This window comes from Bradyrhizobium sp. AZCC 2176, assembly GCF_036924645.1.
GTDB lineage: Bacteria > Pseudomonadota > Alphaproteobacteria > Rhizobiales > Xanthobacteraceae > Bradyrhizobium.
In genome coordinates, this window is the sequence record NZ_JAZHRX010000001.1 from 5656542 (window position 1) to 5679141 (window position 22600).

20 protein-coding genes and 2 pseudogenes are annotated in these 22600 nt (G+C 63.6%); 12 read left to right on the forward strand and 10 right to left on the reverse strand.

The window, feature by feature from the left end; all coding sequences use genetic code 11:
- The first annotated feature begins 84 nt into the window (after positions 1 to 84).
- Both V1288_RS26595 and V1288_RS26600 read left to right on the forward strand, forming a co-directional pair.
- Positions 85 to 1215, forward strand: coding sequence for a hypothetical protein (locus tag V1288_RS26595; RefSeq protein ID WP_334359848.1), 1131 nt, complete (start codon positions 85 to 87; stop codon positions 1213 to 1215).
- 773 nt (positions 1216 to 1988) lie between these two features.
- Entirely contained in the window at positions 1989 to 2366 is a 378-nt protein-coding gene (locus V1288_RS26600; protein WP_334359849.1) for an SGNH/GDSL hydrolase family protein, read from the forward strand.
- A 280-nt stretch (positions 2367 to 2646) separates the two neighbouring features.
- Here V1288_RS26600 and V1288_RS26605 read toward each other — a convergent pair whose 3' ends face one another.
- The 6 genes from V1288_RS26605 to V1288_RS26630 all read right to left on the reverse strand — a co-directional run bounded on the left by V1288_RS26605 (position 2647) and on the right by V1288_RS26630 (position 10373).
- Entirely contained in the window at positions 2647 to 5379 is a 2733-nt protein-coding gene (locus tag V1288_RS26605) for a bifunctional diguanylate cyclase/phosphodiesterase (protein WP_334359850.1), read from the reverse strand.
- A 265-nt stretch (positions 5380 to 5644) separates the two neighbouring features.
- Positions 5645 to 5911 (reverse strand): hypothetical protein, encoded by a 267-nt coding sequence (locus V1288_RS26610; protein ID WP_334359851.1) that lies wholly within the window; start codon positions 5909 to 5911, stop codon positions 5645 to 5647.
- Between the two features lie 108 nt (positions 5912 to 6019).
- Positions 6020 to 6553: a cyclic pyranopterin monophosphate synthase MoaC gene (gene moaC / locus V1288_RS26615; RefSeq protein WP_334359852.1), complete on the reverse strand. Its 534-nt coding sequence runs from the start codon at positions 6551 to 6553 to the stop codon at positions 6020 to 6022.
- Between the two features lie 3 nt (positions 6554 to 6556).
- Positions 6557 to 7378 carry an indole-3-glycerol phosphate synthase TrpC gene (gene trpC / locus V1288_RS26620; protein WP_334359853.1) on the reverse strand — a complete coding sequence of 274 codons (822 nt, stop codon included), beginning with the start codon at positions 7376 to 7378 and terminating at the stop codon, positions 6557 to 6559.
- A gap of 18 nt (positions 7379 to 7396) precedes the next feature.
- Positions 7397 to 8410, reverse strand: a complete 1014-nt coding sequence (gene trpD, locus V1288_RS26625; protein ID WP_334359854.1) for an anthranilate phosphoribosyltransferase — start codon at positions 8408 to 8410, stop codon at positions 7397 to 7399.
- Positions 8411 to 8471: 61 nt separating this feature from the next.
- Positions 8472 to 10373, reverse strand: a complete 1902-nt coding sequence (locus V1288_RS26630) for a peptidylprolyl isomerase (protein WP_334359855.1) — start codon at positions 10371 to 10373, stop codon at positions 8472 to 8474.
- A 278-nt stretch (positions 10374 to 10651) separates the two neighbouring features.
- Between V1288_RS26630 and tpiA the strand changes: the two genes are divergently transcribed.
- On the forward strand, positions 10652 to 11404 hold the full coding sequence (tpiA, locus tag V1288_RS26635; RefSeq protein WP_334359856.1) for a triose-phosphate isomerase: 753 nt from the start codon (positions 10652 to 10654) through the stop codon (positions 11402 to 11404).
- A gap of 1 nt (position 11405) precedes the next feature.
- On the opposite strand, the gene V1288_RS26640 is transcribed toward tpiA, so the two are convergent.
- From V1288_RS26640 to V1288_RS26650, 3 genes are read right to left on the reverse strand one after another with little or no spacing between them, the layout of a single operon-like run.
- Positions 11406 to 11939, reverse strand: a complete 534-nt coding sequence (locus tag V1288_RS26640; RefSeq protein WP_334359857.1) for a GNAT family N-acetyltransferase — start codon at positions 11937 to 11939, stop codon at positions 11406 to 11408.
- A 21-nt stretch (positions 11940 to 11960) separates the two neighbouring features.
- Positions 11961 to 12314: a hypothetical protein gene (locus tag V1288_RS26645; protein ID WP_334359858.1), complete on the reverse strand. Its 354-nt coding sequence runs from the start codon at positions 12312 to 12314 to the stop codon at positions 11961 to 11963.
- Between the two features lie 5 nt (positions 12315 to 12319).
- Positions 12320 to 12886, reverse strand: coding sequence for a helix-turn-helix domain-containing protein (locus tag V1288_RS26650; RefSeq protein ID WP_334359859.1), 567 nt, complete (start codon positions 12884 to 12886; stop codon positions 12320 to 12322).
- Positions 12887 to 13113: 227 nt separating this feature from the next.
- Between V1288_RS26650 and secG the strand changes: the two genes are divergently transcribed.
- The 6 genes and pseudogenes from secG (at position 13114) to V1288_RS26680 (ending at position 18425) form a co-directional block, all read left to right on the forward strand.
- Positions 13114 to 13491: a preprotein translocase subunit SecG gene (secG, locus tag V1288_RS26655; protein ID WP_334359860.1), complete on the forward strand. Its 378-nt coding sequence runs from the start codon at positions 13114 to 13116 to the stop codon at positions 13489 to 13491.
- 166 nt (positions 13492 to 13657) lie between these two features.
- Positions 13658 to 15290 (forward strand): annotated as a pseudogene (locus V1288_RS26660) (CTP synthase).
- 78 nt (positions 15291 to 15368) lie between these two features.
- A pseudogene (locus V1288_RS26665) lies at positions 15369 to 15497 on the forward strand (ClpX C4-type zinc finger protein); the annotation flags it as partial.
- 433 nt (positions 15498 to 15930) lie between these two features.
- Positions 15931 to 16257, forward strand: a complete 327-nt coding sequence (locus V1288_RS26670) for an NIPSNAP family protein (protein ID WP_247786290.1) — start codon at positions 15931 to 15933, stop codon at positions 16255 to 16257.
- A 93-nt stretch (positions 16258 to 16350) separates the two neighbouring features.
- Positions 16351 to 17217, forward strand: a complete 867-nt coding sequence (kdsA, locus tag V1288_RS26675) for a 3-deoxy-8-phosphooctulonate synthase (RefSeq protein WP_334359861.1) — start codon at positions 16351 to 16353, stop codon at positions 17215 to 17217.
- A 14-nt stretch (positions 17218 to 17231) separates the two neighbouring features.
- On the forward strand, positions 17232 to 18425 hold the full coding sequence (locus V1288_RS26680) for an MFS transporter (protein ID WP_334361409.1): 1194 nt from the start codon (positions 17232 to 17234) through the stop codon (positions 18423 to 18425).
- Here V1288_RS26680 and V1288_RS26685 read toward each other — a convergent pair.
- Positions 18417 to 18704 (reverse strand): hypothetical protein, encoded by a 288-nt coding sequence (locus V1288_RS26685; protein ID WP_334359862.1) that lies wholly within the window; start codon positions 18702 to 18704, stop codon positions 18417 to 18419. The two genes, V1288_RS26680 and V1288_RS26685, sit on opposite strands and share 9 nt — an antisense overlap.
- A 42-nt stretch (positions 18705 to 18746) precedes the next feature.
- On the opposite strand from V1288_RS26685, the gene glsA reads away from it, so the two are divergent.
- From glsA to V1288_RS26700, 3 genes are all read left to right on the forward strand, one after another.
- On the forward strand, positions 18747 to 20621 hold the full coding sequence (gene glsA, locus V1288_RS26690; RefSeq protein WP_334359863.1) for a glutaminase A: 1875 nt from the start codon (positions 18747 to 18749) through the stop codon (positions 20619 to 20621).
- 246 nt (positions 20622 to 20867) lie between these two features.
- Positions 20868 to 21335: a hypothetical protein gene (locus tag V1288_RS26695; protein WP_334359864.1), complete on the forward strand. Its 468-nt coding sequence runs from the start codon at positions 20868 to 20870 to the stop codon at positions 21333 to 21335.
- A complete protein-coding gene (locus tag V1288_RS26700; RefSeq protein WP_334359865.1) occupies positions 21328 to 22560 on the forward strand; it encodes an HlyD family secretion protein in 1233 nt (410 codons plus the stop codon). The genes V1288_RS26695 and V1288_RS26700 overlap by 8 nt, the downstream gene beginning before the upstream one ends.
- The last annotated feature ends 40 nt before the right edge of the window (positions 22561 to 22600 follow it).

The window sequence follows — 22600 nt, forward strand, 5'->3', positions numbered from 1 at the left end:
CTCCGTCTCCACCCAATCGTAGCTCACGGGCGTGATGGTTCACGATGCCGGTTCCACTCCATGCGCGTTCGAACGGAGTAAGTTATGTCGAGAAAATGGACTTTGCTGACCGTGATATTGTCCCTCGGTTCGAGTGGCGCCCTGCAGGCAAATCCGCTCGATTCACCCGACGTCATTTATATCGATGGGCTGCCGTGCAACAGCGCGTGTCAGTCCTACATGGCCTGGTCTGCGCAGGCATTGTCTGCCCGGCACCGCGACCAACGCGAGACCAGCGTGGTAGCGCCGGCTGAGGTGGAAATCGAAAGATTGGAGCCTGCGGCCCGTCCGCGCGTGGCAAGGCATCCCGTGCCGGTTTCCCGTTCGGGGCCGCACGCGGGCACGGCGGCATCGAATGCCAAGGCTTCAAACACTATGGCGCCGAACACCAAGAGGACCGCCGCCCGCAACTCGGCCTATCCAACAACCAGGAAGCAAGTTCCGGCGGCCACGGCGACGGCGGCGCGAGAAAGGGCGGCAGAGAAGGCCGTCGCAGGAACTCAGGAGCCGGAGCGCAAATCGCAAAGCTCCGACAGGCCGGAGCCGGCGAAGGAAATATCCGTCGCGGCGTCGCAGCCCACGGAGGCCCCCAAGTCCGAAGCGAAGTCCGAGGTCACCCTGCCGCCGCCGGCCACGCTCGAGATCGCCGCGACGCCCGCCGCATCCGCCGCAGCACCCGTCACAGCCGCCGCGGCTCCCGCCTTGGCGCCCCGCACAATTCAGCAGCAGGTCGTGGAAGCGACCGGATTGGCCGATCTCGTCACGGCAATCGGGACGGGACGGGAGCCGGCCAACAAATCGGACAATCCCGGAACGGCAGCCGGTGAGGCCAACGATACCGGCAAGACTGGGTCCGGATCGACAGACAGCTCGGACAACCTGGTGGCGCTGGTGCTGGCGCGTCCAGAGATCAATTCGCTATCCGACCTGAACAACAAGAACATCGCGATCGAGGAGAAGCAATCCGCAGCGAGCGGACGCGTCAGCGCCGCGCTCATGGCGGCGGGCGCCGCGGAAGTCCAGTTCAGCGAAGCACAGCGAGGGGCGATCGAGCGGCTGATCAGCGGCGAAGTCCCGGCCGCGGTCCTGACGCTGGCCTCGCGCGAAGCGGCCGAGTGGTTTCCCGACATCGAAGGCTTCAGGACTTTTCGGGTGCCGCTGAAGGCGCGGCTGTAGTCGTCGCGAACAAGCACAGCCGCGGATCAGCCACGGATTGCGCGAATGCGGGCTCGATGAAGAGATCGCGACGTCCGGGAGCTGTCCTCGATATCGCCGCGTTCGTGCGGGTTATCTGTCGGGGAGCCTACGCAGCCAAGTCTGTCTTGCGCTTTCGCCAGTATGCAGTGAAGCCGAGACCGGCAAAGCCGAGGACCATCATCGCCCATGTGTAGCGCTCGGGGACTGCGGCTGAGCTAGTCAGGATGCAATCGGAGCTGACGCCTATTCCGCGTCCTCAATTTCCGAACATGCCCATTTGCGCAAACGTTCCGTCGGCGAAGAACACGGTGCCGCTTCCGCCCCACCCGTGCCGTGGTCGTAGCCGAGTCGGATCAGACCATAGAACAATGCGGCGGCATTACCCGGTTGGGTGTTGACCGGGAACAAATAGGTCTAGATAGTTGACCCAATGTTTTAGGTGGGCAGGCTTTCGATCCCTTCTCGCCGCTTTGCCTTTGTTGCCTTTCCGCAGAACGCGGCGTCTGCCGATCTCAGCAGTTTGATCCAACCAATCCACTAAGGGACAATGATGATCTTGCCGCTACGACCGCAAGCTATCCTTGCTTCACTGGCTATTGCCGCTTTTTTTGTACTTGCGACCGCATATGGGAATGGCGCCTACGCGCAGGTCCAGGTCGCCGTAATTGGTGATAGCAATGTTTACGGCAAGGGCGTCTCATCTTCGGAGAATTATCCGACCAAGCTGGAGGGCGGCTCTCCGAGCACGCGGGTTGGATGTTCGCGTCAGCAATGGTGGTGTGAATGGCGATACAAGCGCTGGTCTCGCAGCGCGGCTAGACTCTGCGGTGCCGGCGGGTACACGCGTTGCTGTTATTTGGGTTGGCATCAACGACGTGCTCCGGCACGGCAAGAGTCGCGCGGAAGTGCAAGCGAATGTAGCCGGCATTGTCAGTCGCCTTCGAGCGAAGGGTATTGAGAGCTATTTCATTCGTCCACCAGTTTACAATGTTGAGGACCACAAAAATCCCGCGCTCACCATTTCGGGAGACAACCATTTCAACGGCGCGGGCTATAGCCGAATGGTGGCAAAGACCATTGGCCCGATACAGGCTTTGGTAGTCAAAGCGAGAAAACAAAAGGGCTCTTAAGGCTGCTATTTTATCGGCGTCGGATTCGCTGCGTATAATTACGAGCTACGGTCGCCGGTCGCGAATTACCGTGTCTCACTTATGGGGTGCAGTCCAGTGCACTTAACCCTTTGGCCCCGTCTCGAGCCTCGCTTGGCAGTCTCGAGAACGCGCTCCGTCTCGCGCTCGATCTACGCTCATGAAGCAGGGCCTTCGCGGGTATGACGATCTGTCTTGCCGCGACAGCGTCGCGTCGCTCGCAATGACGGAAAGAAGCTGTCGTGCAAAAATGCGAAAGTCCCTACGCCGTCCGCACCACAGGCTTGCGTCGGCGCGCGCGGCTCGGGCGCACCGCCGCGGGCTCTTGCCGGTGTGCCGACAGCATCGGCCGGATCTCGGCGGCGGGCTTCGGCGGGCTGAACAGGTAGCCCTGCATTTCCGAACAGCCGAGTTCGCGCAGCAAGTCGCGCTGCTGCTCGGTCTCGACGCCTTCGGCGGTGGTCGTCATGTGGCGATCGGCAGCGATGGTCACAACCGCCTGCACGATGCTGGACGATCCTTCCGGCTCGGCGATGTCGGTGATGAAGCAGCGGTCGATCTTGATCTTGTCGAACGGGAAGCGCTGCAGATAGCTCAGCGAGGAATAGCCGGTGCCGAAATCGTCGAGCGCGATGCGGACCCCGATGGTACGAAGGTCGTGCAGGACGGCGAGCGCCGCCTCGTCGTCACGGATAAGGACCGCCTCGGTGATCTCGAGTTCGAGCCGGTCCGCGGCGAGGCCGGATGCGGCCAGCGCCGCCATCACCTTCAGCGCCAGCGTGCCGCTCCTGAACTGAACCGGCGAGACGTTGACCGCGAGCCTGATATTGCCGGGCCAGCCCGCTGCCTCCCTGCAGGCCGTGGTCAGCACCCACTCGCCGAGCTGATTGATCAGGCCGGTGTCCTCGGCGAGCGGCACGAACTCGGCGGGCGAGATCATGCCGCGCTGCGGATGGCGCCAGCGCACCAGCGCCTCGCAGCCGGTGATCGCGTTGGTCTGCAGACTGAGGCAGGGCTGGTAGTAGACCTCGAAGCCACCGTCGACGAGCGCCTGGCGCAGGTCCATTTCCAGGCTGCGGCGGGCGCGGACCTCGGCTTCCATCTCGGTTTCGAAGAAGCGGTAGGTGCGGCGGCCGGCGGCCTTGGCCGCGTACATCGCCAGGTCCGCGTTCTTCAGGATCTGGTCGATATCGGAGCCGTCCCGCGGCGCCAGCGCGATGCCGATGCTGGCGTCGGTGGTCACCTGGTGGCCGAGGCACTGATAGGGGATGCGGATCGCATCGAAGATGCGGCTGACGAGCATCATCACGTCGTCGGTATCCTCGATCCCGGTCTGGACGATAGCGAACTCGTCGCCGCCGAGCCGGGCCACGAAATCGGTCTTGCGCGTGCAGCCGGCGAGGCTGGCGGCGACCGATTTCAAGAGTTCGTCGCCGATCATATGGCCAAGCGAATCGTTGACGCTCTTGAATTCGTCGATGTCGATATAGAGCACCGCCAGTTGCCGGTCCGGTGCGACGTGGGACAATTCGCGCTTGAGTTGGTCGTGGAACAGCGCGCGGTTTGGCAGATCGGTCAGCGCGTCGTAATGGGCGAGGTGGGTGATGCGCTCCTCGGCGCGCCGGCGCTCGGTGATGTCTTCATGGGTCGCCAGCCATCCGCCGTCCGCCACCGGCTCGTTGACGATCTGGATCGAGCGCCCGTCGGGCGTCGATATGACCATGGCGTTCCGGTGCGCGATGTCGCGCATCACCAGTTCGACGTAATGGTCGATGTCGCCGACGAACGAGCCGGTTTCCTTGCGATGGGCGATCACCTCGCGGAAGCTGCAGCCCGGCTTCACGACGTCGGCCGACAGGCCGTACATCTCGAGATACCGCTTGTTGCAGATGATGAGATGCTGCCTGGCATCGAACAGCAGCAGGCCCTGCGTCATGTTGTTGACGGCGGTGTCGAGACGCTGCTTCTCCAGCGTCAGCCGCTGTCTCGACGCGCGATGCTGCTGCGAAAGCTTGCGGACGACGAGAAACAGCAGGGCGGCGATCGCCAGCACGGAAAGTCCGCTGACCGCGATCAGGATTCCGATCTGCTCGCGCCAGTCGGCCAGGGCGGCCGACATCGTCGTCGATGCGATGATCACAACCGGAAAATTCGTCAGCGCACGCGACGAGATCAGCCGGTCCTCGCCGTCGATCGGGCTGGTGAGGCGCGAGGTGCTATTGGGCAGCTCGAATATCTGCCGTTGGGCGGCCGGACCGTTCTTGAAGTTCTTGCCGATCAGCTCAGCCACGTGCGGGTAACGGGCCAGCAGCGTACCATCGCTGTGGTGCATGGCGATGGTGGCGCCGGGTCCGAGCGCTACGGTTGCGAAGAACTTTTCGAAATTGACGGGTTCGATGCCGCGGCCGATGGCGCCGAGGAATTCACCCTTCGTGCCGGTGACCTTGCGTGCGATCACCGTGGTCCAGGCGCCGGTGATGCGGCTGTAGACCGGCTCGACCAGCATCTCCGGGGATTGCGCGCCGGACTTGAAGGTCCTGAAGAAAGCGCGGTCCGCGGAGTTGACTGTTGGCGGCGGCCAGGCGGCCGATGCGTTGATCAAATTGCCGTCGGCGTCGAAGACGTTGATGCCGCCGACATAGGACAACGCGTCGATCTTGGATTTCAGCATCAGATGGATGTCGTGGCCGGACATCCGGCGCTTGTAGTTCTCGGGCGTTGCGATCCCGCTGGAACGCATGAACGCGATCAGGTCCTTCTGCACGACCTGGAAGTCTTCGAGCTGCTGGTCGAAATGGCGGGCGAGCAGCAGCACGGTGTTTTCCAGCTCGCGTTCGCTGCTGCGCAGCGCGCGCTCGCGGGAATTGCCGGCCATGATGGTCGCACCGATCGCGATGGTGGCAATCAGCAGCGTGCCGCCGAGGATCAACCAGCGGATCGGGCCGCCGCGGAAGGCGGACGCAATCCTGAAGGAAGTGCTGCCGGTCGAAGCCATTGAACGCGATCGCTGCCGAGAAAATGAACTTCCGGAAGCGGAGTCTCCCAACCCCCGGCTCATGACTTCGATAGCGCGCCGAGATGGAATTGACGTTAGCAAGCCTGGTTAATGAAGCGTTAGCCGGTGGCGACGGGTTCCGCCGGCAACCACAGGGAGCGTGGTTCAACGATGGAACCGGCCAAGCGCACAGAGAACCAAGCGCGATCGCGCAAGGAAATCGGCGGACCGGATGTTGCCGGTCGATGGCAGGAGATTTGCCGGATCACTGCATGCGCGTCGCGGAAGTGCGTGCACGCTTCTTCACCACGCCGACCGCTTGAGTCCCGTCCGGCCTGAGGTCGCCCTGGCTGAAGCGCCGCGGGTCGGTATAGGGATTGCCAGGCCCTTTGTTCTGGCAGTTGGCGTTCGGATAGAAGAACGCGCAATAGCCGGGTTCGGAGATCACCTGCTGCGCCAGAGCAGGTGTCATGGCAGATGCGGTGATGAGGGCGAATGCAGCCGACGCGCCAACCAGCCTGTAGATCGACATCGGATTCCTCCTGGTGAAGGTCCCGAACGAAACAACCCCGCAAGCAGGCAGCGCATTCCTCGCCGCGCCGGTCACACACGCGTGACTTCACCCGAGGCGGTGGCCGGTTCACTGCCCGGCGCGATAATGGCCGGACTTGCCGCCGATCTTCTCGACGAGATGGATGCCTTCGATGCGAACGCCGCGTTCGACCGCCTTGATCATGTCGTAGATCGTGAGGCACGCGACCGACACCGCTGTCAGCGCTTCCATCTCGACCCCCGTAGGGCCGGTGACCTTGACGGTGGCGCGAACGAGACAGCCCGGCAGTTTCCGGTCGGGCGTGATGTCCAGCGTCACCTTGGACAGCGCCAGCGGATGACACAGCGGGATCAATTCCGACGTGCGCTTGGCCGCCATGATGCCGGCGATGCGGGCCGCGCCCAGCACGTCGCCCTTCTTGGCGTTGCCGGAGACGATCAGATCGAGCGTCGTCTTGGTCATGATCACGCATCCCTCGGCGACCGCCGTGCGCTCGGTGGCGTCCTTGGCCGATACGTCGACCATCCGCGCTTCGCCGGACGCATTGATATGGGTGAGGACGGAGCCACCTTTGGAAGCTTTGCCCTTGGAAGCCTTGCCCTTGGAAGTCTTGCCGGCCATCTGCTAGCCGGTCCCGGCGGCGCGCGGGCTATCGCTACGCGTCAGCAGCGCGCGGGTTGCCGCGGTGACGTCGGCCTGCCGCATCAGGCTTTCGCCGACCAGGAAGGTCGACATGCCGACGCGCTCGAGCCGGGCGAGATCGGCCGGCGCAAAGATGCCGCTTTCGCCGACCATCACGCGATCGCGCGGGATCAGCGGCGCCAGCGCCTCGCTGGTCGCCAGCGTGGTCTCGAAGGTCCGCAAATTGCGGTTGTTGACGCCGATCATCGGCGAGCGAAGCTTCAGCGCGCGATCGAGCTCGGCGCGGTCGTGGATTTCGATCAGCACGTCCATGCCGAGCGCAATCGCCGTGTCCTCAAGATCCTTCGCGGTGGCATCGTCGAGCGAGGCCATGATGACCAGGATGCAGTCCGCGCCGTGGGCGCGGGCTTCCACCACCTGATAGGCGTCGAACAGGAAATCCTTGCGCAGCACCGGCAAGTTGGTCGCTGCGCGCGCCGCGACCATGAAGTCGAGATGGCCCTGGAACGAGGGCGTGTCGGTCAGGACCGACAGGCAGGCCGCGCCGCCGGCCTCGTAGGCCTTGGCCAGCACCGGCGGATCGAAATCGGCGCGGATCAGTCCTTTCGAGGGCGATGCCTTCTTCACTTCCGCGATCAGTGCATAGTCACCACGCGCAAGCTTGTCGCGGATCGCGCGCAAAAAACCGCGTGGCGGTGATGCTGTCTTGGCGCGGGCCTCGACCTCGGACAGCGGATGCGCCAGCTTGGCCGCGGCGATTTCCTCGCGCTTGTAGGCCTCGATCTTGGTCAGGATATCGGACATCTCTGGTGGCCCCTCGGGTCAGCCGCGCGAGACCGCGATCAGGTGTTTCAGCCGCGCCGCCGCAGCACCGCTGTCGAGCGACTTGGCGCCGATCGCGACGCCCTCTTTCAAGTCCTTGGCACGGCCGGCCACGATCAACGCCGCCGCGGCGTTCAGCAGCGCGACGTCGCGATAGGCGCTGGGCTTGCCGTTGAGCACGCTCGATAGCGCCAGCGCGTTGGCGTCGGCATCGCCGCCCTTCAGCGCGTCGACATTGCAGCAGGTGAGGCCTGCATCTTCCGGTGTCACCTCGAAAGTGCTGATCTTGCCATTGTCGAGGCTGGCGACAAAGCTCGGGCCGGTGAGGGTGATTTCATCGAGCCCGTCGGAGCCGTGCACCACCCAGACGGATTCGGAGCCGAGATTTTTCAGCACCTGCGCCAGGGGCTGCACCCAGTGCCGCGAGAACACGCCGACCATCTGCCGCTTGACGCCAGCCGGATTGGAGAGCGGGCCGAGCAGGTTGAAGATCGTGCGGGTGGCGAGCTCGACCCGGGTCGGGCCGACGTTCTTCATGGCCGGATGATGCGCCGGCGCGAACATGAAGCCGATGCCGGCCTCGGCCACGCAGCGGCCGACCTGGTCGGGCGTGAGGTCGATCTTGACCCCGAGGGAAGCCAGCACGTCGGCGGCGCCCGAACGCGAGGACAGCGCCCGGTTGCCGTGCTTGGCGACGGGCACCCCGGCGCCCGCGACGATGAAGGAAGCGCAGGTTGAGACGTTGACCGAACCGGAGCCGTCGCCGCCGGTGCCGACCACGTCGACGGCGTCCGCGGGCGCGTTGACCCGCAGCATCTTGCCGCGCATCGCCGACACCGCGCCGGTGATCTCGTCGACGGTTTCACCGCGGACCCGCAGCGCCATCAACAGCCCGCCCATCTGCGAGGGCGTGGCCTCGCCGGACATCATGCTGTCGAAGGCGGAGGCCGCCTCTTCACGCGACAGCGTCGCGCCGGTGGCGACTTTTCCGATGATAGATTTGAGGTCGTCCATCGCGTGGGCCTTCAGGATTGGGTGTCGTCTTGAAGCAGGACCGGCTCGGGGCAGATCATGCTCAGTTGTTAGCGCCCGTCACCTGCGCGAAGGCGGCCTGGTTGATGGAGGTGCCGATCTCGGATTCGATCTTCGTCACATATTGCGCGACCTGTTCGTCGGTCAGACCGCGCTGCAGGGTGTCTTTCAGCTTCTTGAACTCATCGGAGGCGACGTCGGCCGATGGCACGGTCACATCCGTGACGCGGAACACGATCCACTCGCTGCCGCCGGCGCCCGGCGTTTGCCCGACGCCGTCCTTGGCCGTCCGGAATGCAGCCGTGATGGCGGCGGAAGGTACGTCTGACAGCGAGGCGTCGCGGCGGAAGCCGGTCGCGGTCTCGACCTTCGCTCCAATCGCAGCCGCCTCAGTGGCAAGGCTACTGCCTTGCTCGACCTTCTGCACCATCTCGGTGGCCTTCGCCCGCAGCTTGCTCGAAATCTGGTCTTCGCGCCATTTCGCCTCGACCTGGCTGCGGACCTCGTCAAGCGAGCGTTCGCGCGAGGGCGTGATGCCGAGCACGTCGTACCAGACATAGCCGCCGGCAAACTGGATCGGTTCGTTATCGACGCCGACATCGCTGTTGAAGGCCTGCGAGACCACGTCGAGGCCGCGCGGAATGTTGGCCACCGGCTGGCCGTCGGGCGCGCGGCCGGAGCGATCGACGGCGTCGATCGTGATCGCCGTCAGGCCGAGCTTCTGCGAAGCCTCGACCACATTGGCGCCGCCGCTGCGCTCGTCTTCCATCTTGTTCTGGATTTCGTTGACCTTGGCGCGCGCCCGTTCGGTCGCGATTTCCTTCTTCACCTGGGCTGCGACGCTTTCAAAGGTCGGCGTCGTGCCCGGCTCGATCTTGCCGATCTTGACCAGCGCCACGCCAAAGCGCCCCTGCACCGGCTGACTGACTTCGCCCGATGGCAGCGAGAACGCCGCCTCAGCAATCGCCGGATCGATGATCGCGCCCTTTGTAATCATGCCGAGGTCGACGTCGGCAAGGTTGAGATTGCGCTCCTTGGCGATGTCGTCGAACGATGTGCCCGACGTGACGCGTGCGCGCGCGGCCTGCGCTTCGCCTTCGTTGGGAAACACCATCTGCGACACTTCGCGCTTCTCCGGCGTGCCGAGCCGGTCGCGATTTTGCTCGAAGATCTTCTTTGCGTCCTCGTCGGAAACCTCGGTCCACTTGCCGATCTCTTCGGGACTAATCACGACAAAGGACAGTTTGCGATATTCGGGCGCGCGGAACTGGGTCTTGCGATCCTCGAAATAGGCGGCCAGCGCCTCGGGCGAGGGAGGATCGATCGCGCCGGCCTGTGCGGCATCGAGTTTGACGAACTCGATCGAGCGCTGCTCGTTCTGGAAACGGGTCATGGCCTCGAGCAGGACCTTCGGCGGCTCCACCCCGGCCGAGACGGTGCCGGCGATCTGGCGCCGCAGTCCGACGCGCCGCTGTTCGGCCAGGTAGCGTTGCTCGGTGTAGCCAAACTGCCGGATCGTGGCCTGGAAACGGTTCGCGTCGAACTTGCCGCCCAATCCCTTGAAATTGGGATCGCTGTAGACCAGCCGCATGGTTTCTTCCTGGGACTGGGCAAGTCCCATGCGCCGGGCTTCCTCATCCAGCGCGGCTTCTGCGATGGTCTGCTGCAGCACCTGCCGATCGATCCCGAACGCACGGGCCTGTTCGGAGGTCAGCGGACGGCCGAAACTGCGGCCGAGCTGCTGCAGCTTTTCCGTGTAGATCTGGCGGAATTGCTCGGTCGAAATCTCGGTCTTGCCGACCTTGGCGAGCGACGACTGGCCAAACCCCTTGAAGATGTCGGCAATGCCCCAAACTGCGAAACTGACAATCAAAACGCCCATCACGGTGGCCATGACAATCTTGCCGAGCCAGTTTGATGAGGCTTTCCGCATTCCTCGAAGCATGGGTCCAACTTGTTTTTTACAGGAGAGGGGAACCGGATCGTGCCCGGCGAAAATTCGATTCCGTTCAGGATCGACTTCCGCAACAGGGCGTCACCGAGTTGAAAACGCATCATAAAGTGGCCGCGCCCCCCTCGCAACCTCGCAGCGGCGGGCCATTTGAAGCGGTTAACGGCCAACGGATGAGTTAAGGGATCACTTGACCGGTATCTGGAACTGGCCGCGTGCCTCTGCTAGCGCATTTCCAGGCCACCACGTCTGACATTTGCGGGATAATTGACATGACCGATGCCATCCGGCCGCTGATCGCCGGCAACTGGAAAATGAACGGCCTGAAATCCTCCTTGGCCGAGTTCGAAGCCATGATCGCCGGTGCTGGCGCGCTAGCCGGCAAGGCCGACCTGCTGGTTTGCCTCCCGGGAACTCTGATCGCCGATTTTGCCGACAAGGCCCTGGGTTCAAAACTGGCCGTCGGGGCCCAGGATTGCCACCCGAAGGCCTCGGGCGCCCATACCGGTGATCTCTCGGCAGAAATGCTGGCGGATGCCGGCGCCAGCGCCATCATCGTCGGGCACTCGGAACGGCGTGCCGACCATGACGAGAGCGACGCGCTGGTCCGGCAAAAGGCGGAAGCGGCCTGGCGGGCAGGCCTTGTGGCCATCGTCTGCATCGGTGAGACCCAGAAGCAACGCGATGCCGGCCAGACGCTGGATATCTGTGGCGGGCAGCTCGCGGGCTCGTTACCGGATGGCGCGACGGCGGCCAATCTGGTGGTGGCCTATGAGCCGGTCTGGGCGATCGGTACCGGGCTGACCCCCACACCTGGAGATGTCGAGCAAGTTCACCGCTTTATCCGCGGCGTTCTCACCAGCCGGTTTAAGGCTGAGGGGAGCAAGATCCGGATCCTCTACGGCGGCTCGGTCAAACCCTCCAACGCGGCGGAATTGATGGCAGTCACCGACGTCAACGGCGCGCTGGTCGGCGGCGCCAGCCTGAAGGCAACGGATTTTCTGGCGATTGCGGAGGCTTGCTAGCTCAGGCAGGCGCGCCTTCCTGCAATCGCTTCCAGTAGATCAGCGTGCCCGTGAGGCCGCCATGCGGCTTGAACGCGTAGTCCGGAATGACGCCGGTCAGCTTGAATCCCATTCGCTCGTACAGGCCCGCCGCGCCTTCGTCCTCGGCGGTATCGAGCACCAACAGCCAGCGCCCGCGCGCGATCGCGATGCGCTCGGCCTCGCGCAGCAGCGCCGTGGCGATCCCGCGGTGGCGGTGACTGACGCGCGTCATCATCTTCGCGATCTCGGCGCGGTGCGGCTGGTTCGGCGGAAGATCGAGCAACAGCGTGACTGTCCCGATCAGCCTATCGCCGTCAAAGGCACCGAGGATGATCCGCTCGCCGCGGCCCGCGGCGCTCAGCGAGTTCGACCAGAACGCCTCGGCCGCCGCCTGTGACAGCGGATGCATGAAGCTGACCGAGCCGCCCTTCGCCACCGTTTCGATCAGGATTTCACTGAGCATCGCCCGAATGTCGGGCGACGGGTCCAAGGCTTTGATCTCAATATCCGGCATGAGGATGAATTTCCGCGAGGGTTACTTTTGGTAATTGATGGCGCGGCCAGTGCGCGCCCGCTTGATCTGTGCGATCCGTTCGACATCCTCGATCTGCAGGTGACGGCCACGCTCGAGAATTTCCAATGTGTATTCTTCGAAGGTGAGGCCCAGCCGCTCGGCTTTCCGGATGCGGAACGCGACAATGCCGGGCGAGGGGTTGTGCCAGGCCGCACGATGTGCCGCCTTCCAGTAGAAATAATTCCCGATGCCGCCGTGCCCCCATTCTGGCCGGTGCTCTTCCTCAAGCGGCGGACCGCGATTGTGACCAGCCGGAATCGGGTCGTCAGCGCTTATTTGCTCGATCGCGTCATTCTTGCGGGGGATCTCCGGCATCAGCGTCAGCTCCGGGCAAGGGCAACGACATAGGTGCAGGGCGCGGCGCTCTCGTTGGCAAATGTCACTTCCGCCGGCGGACCGAATCCGAGGCAGTCGCCGGCACGCAGTTCGTGGCGCTCGCCGCCATCGATGAGGACAAGCGCGCCCGACAACACCCAGAGGATTTGCCGGATGTGTGCATAGGATGACGCCGGCAGCGTCACGCGCTGCTTCGCCGGCATCTCGACCTTGATGATCTCGACGGGATGATCGGGCCGGTTGAACACCTGGCGCCGCAGGTAGCCGGTCTCGGGATCGCGCCACACTGGTTGGTCGGCGGCGCGCGAAAGACGTCCGCCCTGGCCTTCGGCCCGCAGCATCAGGCCGGCAAGGGTGAGGTCGAAGGCGCTGGCGAGCCGAACCAGCACCACCGCGGTCGGGCTGACCTCGGCGCGCTCGATCTTGCTGATGGTGGCCTTGGAAACCCCGGAGCGCCCGGCGAGGTCAGCGAGTGACCAGCCGCGGCTGTCGCGCTCGAGGCGTAGGCGGTGGGCGAGCCGGGTGCTGAGATCGTCTACTATAGTATCCATTTGTCTATTATAAGAGAAAATTTCCGCGACCTCAAGTCCCGATGCGAACGCAAAGCAGCAGGTGCACGCGGCCTTGCCCTCGAGCCTGCGGCAATTATCTCCACGGCGGCGGTTGGGGGTGACAATGCCCCGTCCGATCGTGTAACACCGCGCAACTTCAGGAAAACCCGCAAGCTCTTGGTGCAGCCGAAGCCCGGCGCGCTTCGCTTGTGACGGAAGGTTTTAAGATGCAGACCGTCATTATCGTCGTTCACCTCATGATCGTCTCCGTGCTGATCGGTGCCGTGCTGCTGCAGAAGTCGGAAGGCGGCGGCCTCGGCATGGGCGGCGGCGCCGGTTTCATGTCGAGTCGCGGCACTGCCAATCTCTTGACGCGGACCACGGCGGTTCTGGCGGGGCTTTTCTTCCTGACCAGCCTGGCGCTGGCCTGGCTCGCCGGCGTCGACCGCAAGCCGGCTTCGATCCTAGGCGCGCCGGCGACGCAGTCGCAGCCGGGTGGCGCGACGCCGGTCGCTCCGCCGACTTCCGGCGGCGTGCTCGATACGCTCAAGAAGGTGGACGAACAGCAGGGCCAGTCCGGCCCGCAGGCGCCGCGTTCGCAATAAAGCAGGGTGGCTATGCGGGACGGCCTCTACCGTCCTGCATCAGAACTTCCCATCAATGCTCTGAAATCGCTTCAAATTTAACGTCACCCACAGCCTGGCAAAATGTTTGCCCGCGCATGCGATTCGTTTTGGAGAATCGGGGCAGTGGCCTTAAAGGTAGAATCCCATGGCGCGGTACATATTCATCACCGGCGGCGTGGTTTCTTCGCTCGGAAAGGGTCTGGCTTCGGCGGCACTCGGTGCCCTGCTGCAGGCTCGCGGGTACAAGGTCCGTCTCCGCAAACTCGACCCCTATCTCAACCTCGATCCCGGAACGATGTCGCCATATCAGCACGGCGAAGTGTTCGTGACCGATGACGGCGCCGAGACCGATCTCGATCTCGGCCATTACGAGCGCTTCACCGGGCGGCCGGCGACCAAGGCCGACAACATCACCACCGGGCGTATCTATCAGGACATCATCACCAAGGAACGCCGCGGCGACTATCTCGGTGCGACTATCCAGGTCGTTCCGCACGTCACCAACGCGATCAAGGAATTCGTGCTGTCAGGCAACGACGAGTACGATTTCGTGCTGGTGGAAATCGGCGGCACCGTCGGCGACATCGAGGGCCTGCCGTTCTTCGAGGCGATCCGTCAGCTCAAGAATGAATTGCCACGCGACCACGCCGTCTACATTCATCTGACGCTGCTGCCCTATATTCCGAGCGCTGGTGAACTGAAGACGAAACCGACGCAGCACTCGGTGAAGGAATTGCGTTCGATCGGTATCCAGCCGGATATCCTGCTCTGCCGCACCGACCGCGAGATTCCGAAGGAAGAGCGGCGCAAGCTCGGCCTGTTCTGCAACGTGCGCGAAAGCGCCGTGATCGAGGCGAGGGATGTCGACAACATCTACGCTGTTCCTGAGGCCTATCATGCCGCCGGCCTCGACGACGAGGTGCTGGCCGCCTTCGCTATCACGGCAAAGATTCCGGCCGGCGCTGCAGCGCTGGAACGTCATCAACGAGCGCGTGCGCAACCCGGAAGGCGCGGTGACCATTGCCATCGTCGGCAAATACACCGGCATGAAGGACGCCTATAAATCGCTGATCGAGGCGCTCTCGCATGGCGGCATCGCCAACAAGGTGAAGGTCAATCTCGACTGGATCGAAAGCGAAGTGTTCGAGAACGAGGATCCGGCGCCGTTCCTCGAACACGTCAACGGCATCCTGGTGCCCGGCGGCTTCGGCCATCGTGGCGCCGAAGGCAAGATCCGCGCGGCGCAGTTCGCGCGCGAGCGCGACGTGCCGTATTTCGGCATCTGCTTCGGCATGCAGATGGCGGTGATCGAGGCCGCGCGCAATCTCGTCGGCATCGAGGAAGCGAACTCCACCGAGTTCGGTCCGACCAAGGAGCCGCTGGTCGGCCTGATGACGGAATGGCTGCGCGGCAACGAGCTGGAGAAGCGGTCGAAATCCGGCGACCTCGGCGGCACCATGCGGCTCGGCGCGTACCCTGCGGCACTCAAGCGCGGCAGCCGGGTGTCGCAAGTCTACGGCGGCGCGACCGAGATTTTCGAGCGCCACCGCCACCGCTACGAGGTCAACACCGCCTACAAGGACCGCCTCGAGCAGCACGGCCTGCGCTTCTCGGGCCTATCGCCCGACGGCGTGCTGCCGGAGATCGTCGAATACGAAGACCATCCCTGGTTCATCGGCGTGCAGTTCCACCCCGAGCTGAAGTCGCGTCCGTTCGAGCCGCATCCTCTGTTTGCGTCATTCATTCAGGCGGCGGTGGTGCAGAGCCGGCTGGTGTAGCTGTCAAGGGCTCCTTGACAACGGTTCCCGCCCGAGTATTGTCAAGCCTTCCTTGACAGGAGGGCTTGCGCCGTGGCGATGAAGCGGGTTGAAAAAGCGTCGCAGCAGTCCTTGTACTGCTCGTTCTGCGGCAAGGATTCCGCGAGCGTGAAGGCCCTGATCGCTGGACCCACCGTCTTCATCTGCAACGAATGCGTCGCGGTCTGCAACCAGTGTCTGGGTGGCGGAGCCGTGCCCGTGCAGAGCACCGACTGGGATCAATATCCCGACGAGGACCTGATCGGTCTCCTCGGGCGATCGGCGGCGATCGCCGATAGCGCTGGTGATTTGCTCAATAGCCACGTCGACGCCCTGCGCAAACGCGACGTGACGTGGGAGGCAATCGGCAAGGCGCTCGGCGTCTCCCGGCAGGCGGCGTGGCAACGGTTTTCGTAGCCTGCAACACCGTCTCGAACCGTCAGGTTGCCTCATCCTTCGAGACGCAGCCAAGCGGCCGTTCCTCCAGCGATAACGGCGAAGCCATTACGCAGGGATGAGGGAATCAGTCATGCGCTTAACACCGCAAGGCGTGCTTGATCGGGTCAAGACAGCCTCCTAACCACCCGCTATAAACGCCACGCAAGAAAATGGAGGACTACCAATGATCATGGAAATGCGCGTCTATCGCTGTCTGCCTGGCCGCCTGCCGGCGCTGATGAAGCGCTTCGATACGCTGACGCTGAAACTGTGGGACAAGCACGGCATCAAGCAGGCCGGCTTCTACACCACGCTGATCGGCACCTCCAATCAGGAACTGACGTATTTCGTCGCCTGGGACTCGCTGGCCGATCGCGAGAAGAAATGGACCGCATTTCAATCCGATCCCGACTGGATCGCCGGCCGCGCCAGAAGCGAGGAGGACGGCCAGATCATCGACAACATCGTCAGCCAGTTGCTGGTGCCGACGGCGTTCTCCGCGGTAAAATAGCCGCCGGCGCAACCCTGATATTCGGGGGTTAAACGGGGTTGATCCTGGAAGCGCGGACCGGCATGGTCCGCGCCAGCCACGAAGGAAAATCCCTTGAACACGAAAGTAGATGCAGCTCCGGTCGTCTCGGTCGGCCCGGTCAAATTCGGCAATACCTTGCCGATTTCGATCATTGCCGGGCCATGCCAACTCGAGAGCCGCGCGCATGCGCTGGAGGTGGCGAGCGCGCTCAAGGAGATCGCTGGCCGCCTCGGGGTAGGCCTCGTCTACAAGACTTCCTTCGACAAGGCCAACCGCACCTCGGGCTCAGCCGCGCGCGGCGTTGGCCTGGCGCAGGCGCTGCCGGTCTTTGCCGAAATACGTTCCTCGCTTGGATTGCCTGTGCTGACCGACGTCCATGAGGCCGCGCAATGCGCGGAAGCGGCGCAGGCGGTCGACGTGTTGCAGATTCCGGCCTTCCTGTGCAGGCAGACGGATCTGCTGCTGGCCGCAGCAGAGACCGGCAAAGTCGTCAACGTCAAGAAGGGTCAGTTCCTCGCGCCGTGGGAAATGATGAACGTCGTCAGCAAGATCACCGGCGGCGGCAATCCAAATGTGCTGGTGACCGAACGCGGCGCCTCGTTCGGTTACAATACATTGGTTTCCGACATGCGCGCGCTGCCGATCATGGCGCAGACGACGGGGGCGCCGGTTATTTTCGACGCCACCCATTCGGTGCAGCAGCCGGGCGGGAAGGGCACCTCATCCGGGGGCCAGCGCGAATTCGTGCCCGTGCTGGCGCGCGCGGCGGTCGCGGTCGGCGTCGCCGGCGTATTCATTGAGACCCATCCCGATCCCGATCGCGCGCCGTCAGACGGACCCAACATGGTGCCGCTGCGGGAGTTCGAAGCGCTGGTGAAGCGGCTGATGGACTTCGACGCGCTGGCCAAGAACCCTTCTGTCAAGAACGCTTTGCCGTGACCGCATCCAGCGGCATGCCGCCGGCGCTCAATATCATTGCGCTCGCGACCTTTTCGGCAGCCCTGTCCGCCCGCGCGCTCGATCCGGTATTGCCGCACGTGGCAGAGGATTTTTCCGTCAGTATCGCCACCGCCGCCAGTTTCGCCGCCGTCTTCGCCTTCACCTTTGCCATCATCCAGCCCGTGCTCGGCGCCATGGCCGACATGTTCGGCAAGGCGCGGCTGATGATCGTCTGCCTGGTGCTTCTCGGGTTTGCCAACATTCTCGGCGCGATGGCGACCTCGTTCCCGCTGCTGTTCGCAAGCCGCATTCTCGCCGGCATCGGCTCCGGCGGCGTATTCCCGGTGTCACTCAGCCTGACCAGCGATCTCGTCGGCCCGGAAAAACGGCAGGTCGCGATCGGCCGCACGCTGGCAGGCGCGATGACCGGCAACCTGCTGGGGGCGTCCGCGTCCGGCCTGATCGGCGACTTTCTCGGCTGGCGCGGCGTGCTCGCCGTGCTCGGCGTTCTTGTCGTGTTGGCTTCGATCGCGGTGGCGGCCGGTTTTCGCGGCGCCGCATTGAAGCGTCCGCCGCGCACCAGCCTGTCAGCCCTCCTGCAGGGCTATCGCACGATTTTCACCAACCCCAATGCGCGCATCTGCTACGGGGCCGTGTTCATCGAAGGTTGCTGCGTGCTCGGACTGTTTCCGTTCATCGCGTCCTTCCTGTTCGAGCTCGGTGAAACCTCGCTGTCGATCGCCGGCATCGTCATCGCCGGCTTCGCCGTCGGCGGGCTGTTCTACACCATGACGGTGTCGCGGTTTCTGCCGAGGATCGGCGTCAATGGGATGATGATCGGCGGCGCGGCGCTGGTCGGCGTGCAGCTCTTCGCGGTGGCGATGGGCCCTGAGTGGAGGCTGCAAACGCTCAGCCTGATTTTCATGGGCTGGGGGTTCTACATGATCCACGGCAGCCTGCAGGTATTCGCCAGCGAATTGTCGGCGGAAGCGCGTGCCACCGCGCTGTCGCTGCACGCGTTCTTTTTCTTCATGGGCCAGACCATCGGCCCGATCGCATATGGTCTCGGCATCCAGCACGCCGGCAAAGTTCCGACGTTGCTGGTCGCGGGCGCCGTGATGATCGCGCTGGGCCTTGTCTGCGCGAAGCTGCTGCGCCAGACGCGGCCGGCGGATGCGGCGGCGACGCAGCCTGTGCCGCTAAAATAGCGCCATGATGTATTCGATGAGAAAAACCGCCGTGACGTAAGCGACGGTGCCGATCGCTAACAGGCCGACTGCAAGCCACACCCAAAGGGGTGTCGATTCCTTGGTCATTTGATTGCCCACGCCCTCAGGCGCCGCCTCTTGGCAGCGCTGGTTTCCCCCGGCCGGAAGACAATGGCGCAAGTACGGCTCGAATTGCGGGAAAACGGCGGCTAGCGTCAGGATGACGCACATCTGCGGCGTGCGATCGCAGTTGGATGCCGAAGTCAGGTAGCCGTCCATGGCATGGGGATTGCTTCACTTCTTGCCATTTAAGGTGATGATGTGGACGCCCAGATTACCCATTCGGCCAAAAGCAATTTCGCCGCCAGAAATACCGGTTACGCCAACGAGCCGCCGCTGCAACGGTTTTTGGCGGCCTGCCACGAGGAATTCAGATCGGACCATTCCGGCGCGGTCGCCGATTACATCCCCGAGCTGAAGCGCGCCAATCCGGCGCATTTCGGCGTCGGTCTCGTCACCATCGATGGCCACGTCTACGAGGTCGGCGATAGCGCCGTGCCTTTCACCATTCAATCGGTCTCGAAAGCCTTCGTGTTTGCGCTTGCGCTCGACATGGTCGGCGAGGAGCGCGTATCCGCTGCGATCGGCGTCGAGCCGAGCGGCGAGGCGTTCAATTCGATCCGCCTGACCAACGACAACCGGCCGTTCAACCCGATGGTCAACGCCGGCGCGATCGCCTGTTCCGGGCTGATCCATCAGGTCGACGGTGCTTTCGCCTTCGAGCGCATTCGCGAGAAACTCAGCCAGTTCGCCGGGCGTGAACTCGATGTCGACGACGCGGTCCACGCGTCCGAAGCGCTGACCGGCAACCGCAATCGTGCGATCGCCTGGTTGCTGAGAAATTATCTCGTGCTTCAGGACGATGTCGATGCCGTGCTGGACACTTATTTCCGGCAATGCGCCATCCTGGTCACGGCGCGCGACCTTGCGGTCATGGCCGCGACGCTTGCCAATCGCGGCGTCAATCCGGTCACCGGCGTTTCCGTCATTCCGCCCAACGTCGTCGCCCGCACGCTCTCCGTCATGACAAGCTCAGGCATGTATGATTATGCCGGCGAATGGATCTATCGTGTCGGCATCCCCGCAAAGAGCGGCGTCGGCGGCGGCATTGTCGCAGCGCTTCCATCGCAGATGGGACTCGGCACGTTCTCGCCGAACCTCGACAGCCACGGCAACAGCGTGCGCGGCCTGAAAGTATGCGAGGCGCTGTCATCGCGCTTCGACCTGCACATGCTCAATCGCAGCGCCGACGTCCGCACCTGCATCATTGCCGACTACGACATTTTCGGCATTTCGTCGCGCCGCAGCCGCCAGCCGCATGAGCAGCAGATCCTCGACGAGCGCCACAGTGACATCAGGGTGATCGAGCTGGTCGGCGCGCTCAACTTTGCTGCAATCGACCATGTGACGCGGCGGCTGGCCGGTGAGCCGCCGAATGCGCCGCTGCTGATCCTCGATTTTCGCCGGGTGCCCGATCTGACTGCGGCGGGTGCCCAACTCCTCGGCGAGAACCTGACCATCCTGGGTAATGCCGGCGTCACGGCGATCCTGACCGGCCTTGAGGCGACGTCGCCGGTATGGAAGGCGATTTTCGCGCGCATCTCCGATCCGGGGAGGTTGCGGCGCTTTGCGCTGCTCGACGAAGCCATCGAATGGGCGGAGGACCAGGTCATCTATCGCTATGGCGGCTTCACCTCGTCGAAGGAAACCAGCCATCTCGGCGAACAGGCGCTGCTGGCGGATTTGGCCCTCGACGAAATCGCCGCGCTCGCGGAGCTTTCGACCGCGCGGCGCTATGAAGCCGGCCAACGCATCGTCAGCACCGGCGAACCGGCCAATTCGCTGTTCTTCCTGCAGAGCGGCATGGTCAGCGTGAAGCTGCCCAGCGGCGTGCGGCTGGCTTCGCTTGGACCCGGCATGGAGTTCGGCGAGATGGCCATCATCGAAACGCACCGCAGCGCCGATGTCTGGGCCGACACGGCCGTGAAATGCCTCGAACTGCCGCTCGACAGCTTTGCCGATTATCGCCAGCTCCACCCGCAGATCGCACTGAAGATCATGCGGAATCTTTCCGCACTGCTGGCGCGGCGCCTGATCCTCGCCAACGCCAAGGTGGATCTGCTCAGCGCGTATTGAGGGCCGCGGAAAGCAACCTCTCGGCCTGGCGAGTTGATGTAGCGGTCTTCAGCCGCTTTTGCTGGCGGTGCGGCTGTCGCATTCGAGATTGTGGCGGCGAGACAGAGCGGGGCAATCAGCCCAAAAATAGTGGCCGGGTTGCAGGGCGCAACGTTCGGCGCTTGCCAAGTTTCAATATTGTGCAAAGATCAAGCCGGGTCGATCGACCTCGTGCTTTGGTCGGTCCGTTGTGAACGGAGGATTGCCTTGAGCGAGCCGCTTCACCCAAACGCGCCCCATCATCTCCCATCTTTCATCACCGCGCCCGGCGACACCGACGTCTTGATGGTGGTGGTCGGCATCATCCTGCTTGTCGCCGTGCTCGCCGTCGGCAACATCTATCTGCATCTGCATACGCTGCCGGAGCGAATGGCGCACAAATCGCAGAAGCTCCAGTTCGAGATCGTGGCGATACTGGGCTTGCTGGCGCTGTTCACCCACGTCCATTTGTTCTGGGTCGCTGGTTTACTGCTGGCCATGATCGACCTGCCGGATTTCAGCACGCCGCTGCGCAGGATCGCCGGTTCGGTCGAGAAGATGGCCGGTGTTGCGCCTGAGCAAGATCCGACCGAGCCGCCAGTTGGGGAGACGACGCACGCTGCCGCAACCGACGACGCCAAGGCCCGCATCGAGAAGGCCGGTGGCGCCAAGAGCGAGGTGCACAGCCATGCTTGAGCTGCTCCTCTGCTCGCTGCTGACGATATTTCCGGATTATCTCTATCGCCGCTACCGGCAGGGCAAGCGGCTCGGCAAGGAGATCACGCTGTATTCGGTGTGGTTCGAGCTGCGATTTGGCATCATCGCCTGCCTGATGCTCACCGTCGCGCTGATCACGATGATCTTCTACTATCACCCGTCGACATCGACCGCGACGTTGTACTACCGGACCGTTCCGATTGTGCCCGAAATAACCGGCCGGGTGGCGGAGGTTAACGTCGACCTAAGCGCGCCAGTCAAGAAAGGTGACGTGCTTTTCAGGCTCGACAGCGCCAAGCAGGAAGCGTCGCTGCAGACCGCGAAGCGCAAGATCGCCGAAGTCGATGCCGCGATGCTGGCGGCGCAGGCCGATATCCTGAAGGCGGAGGGCCAGCTTCAGGAGGCAAAAGGCGCGCTGCAGCAGGCAACGGACGAACTCGACACCAAGCGCGAGCTGCAGAAGCGCAACCCCGGCATTGTTCCGCAACGCGACATCGAAAAGCTCGAGGTGGCCGCCGCGGGTCGCCAGGGTACCCTCGATGCTGCGACCGCTTCCAGGCAATCCGCGATGACGCGACTGAGCGCTCTTCTCCCTGCGGAGAAGGCAAGCGCGGAGGCGGCACTGGCCGAAGCGCAGGTCGATCTGGACAAGACCTTTATTCGCGCCGGTGTCGACGGGCGGGTCGAGCAGTTCGCACTGAGGCCGGGCGATATCGTCAATCCAATGATCCGGTCGGCCGGCGTGCTGATCCCGGAGGCCGCGGGGCGGCGTGCCCTTGCGGCCGGGTTCGGACAAATCGAAGCGCAGGTCATGAAGGTCGGAATGGTGGCCGAAGCCATCTGCGTTTCCAAGCCGTGGACGGTCATTCCGATGGTGATTACCGGCGTGCAGGACTACATCGCGGCGGGCCAGTTCAGGGGCGGCGAACAACTGCTTGAGGCGCAGCAGGTCGTGCGTCCAGGCACCATTCTCGTGTTCATGGAGCCGATCTACAAGGGCGGGCTGGAGGGCGTGACGCCCGGCAGTAGTTGCGTTGCCAATGCCTATACCAGCAACCACGACCGCATTGCCTCAGGGCAGGTCGGCGCGTTCAAGAGCTTCGCGCTGCATGTCGTCGATGCCACCGGAATCGTGCACGCGATGCTGCTGCGTATTCAGGCGCTGCTGCTGCCGGTCAAGACGCTGGTGCTGAGCGGGCATTGAGGCGTCCGCCGTACGGCGGCCCCGCCGAGCTTTCTTCGGT

Excerpts from the sequence above, each read along its gene's own strand:
- tpiA (WP_334359856.1), top strand. The coding sequence starts at position 10,652 with ATGACCGATGCCATCCGGCCGCTGATCGCCGGCAACTGGAAAATGAAC.
- V1288_RS26595 (WP_334359848.1), top strand. The coding sequence starts at position 85 with ATGTCGAGAAAATGGACTTTGCTGACCGTGATATTGTCCCTCGGTTCG.
- V1288_RS26630 (WP_334359855.1), bottom strand. The coding sequence starts at position 10,373 with ATGCTTCGAGGAATGCGGAAAGCCTCATCAAACTGGCTCGGCAAGATT.
- V1288_RS26605 (WP_334359850.1), bottom strand. The coding sequence starts at position 5,379 with ATGGCTTCGACCGGCAGCACTTCCTTCAGGATTGCGTCCGCCTTCCGC.
- trpC (WP_334359853.1), bottom strand. The coding sequence starts at position 7,378 with ATGTCCGATATCCTGACCAAGATCGAGGCCTACAAGCGCGAGGAAATC.
- moaC (WP_334359852.1), bottom strand. The coding sequence starts at position 6,553 with ATGGCCGGCAAGACTTCCAAGGGCAAGGCTTCCAAGGGCAAAGCTTCC.
- V1288_RS26640 (WP_334359857.1), bottom strand. The coding sequence starts at position 11,939 with ATGCCGGATATTGAGATCAAAGCCTTGGACCCGTCGCCCGACATTCGG.
- V1288_RS26645 (WP_334359858.1), bottom strand. The coding sequence starts at position 12,314 with ATGCCGGAGATCCCCCGCAAGAATGACGCGATCGAGCAAATAAGCGCT.
- V1288_RS26700 (WP_334359865.1), top strand. The coding sequence starts at position 21,328 with ATGCTTGAGCTGCTCCTCTGCTCGCTGCTGACGATATTTCCGGATTAT.
- trpD (WP_334359854.1), bottom strand. The coding sequence starts at position 8,410 with ATGGACGACCTCAAATCTATCATCGGAAAAGTCGCCACCGGCGCGACG.
- V1288_RS26670 (WP_247786290.1), top strand. The coding sequence starts at position 15,931 with ATGATCATGGAAATGCGCGTCTATCGCTGTCTGCCTGGCCGCCTGCCG.
- V1288_RS26610 (WP_334359851.1), bottom strand. The coding sequence starts at position 5,911 with ATGTCGATCTACAGGCTGGTTGGCGCGTCGGCTGCATTCGCCCTCATC.
- V1288_RS26685 (WP_334359862.1), bottom strand. The coding sequence starts at position 18,704 with ATGGACGGCTACCTGACTTCGGCATCCAACTGCGATCGCACGCCGCAG.
- V1288_RS26650 (WP_334359859.1), bottom strand. The coding sequence starts at position 12,886 with ATGGATACTATAGTAGACGATCTCAGCACCCGGCTCGCCCACCGCCTA.
- V1288_RS26680 (WP_334361409.1), top strand. The coding sequence starts at position 17,232 with ATGCCGCCGGCGCTCAATATCATTGCGCTCGCGACCTTTTCGGCAGCC.
- secG (WP_334359860.1), top strand. The coding sequence starts at position 13,114 with ATGCAGACCGTCATTATCGTCGTTCACCTCATGATCGTCTCCGTGCTG.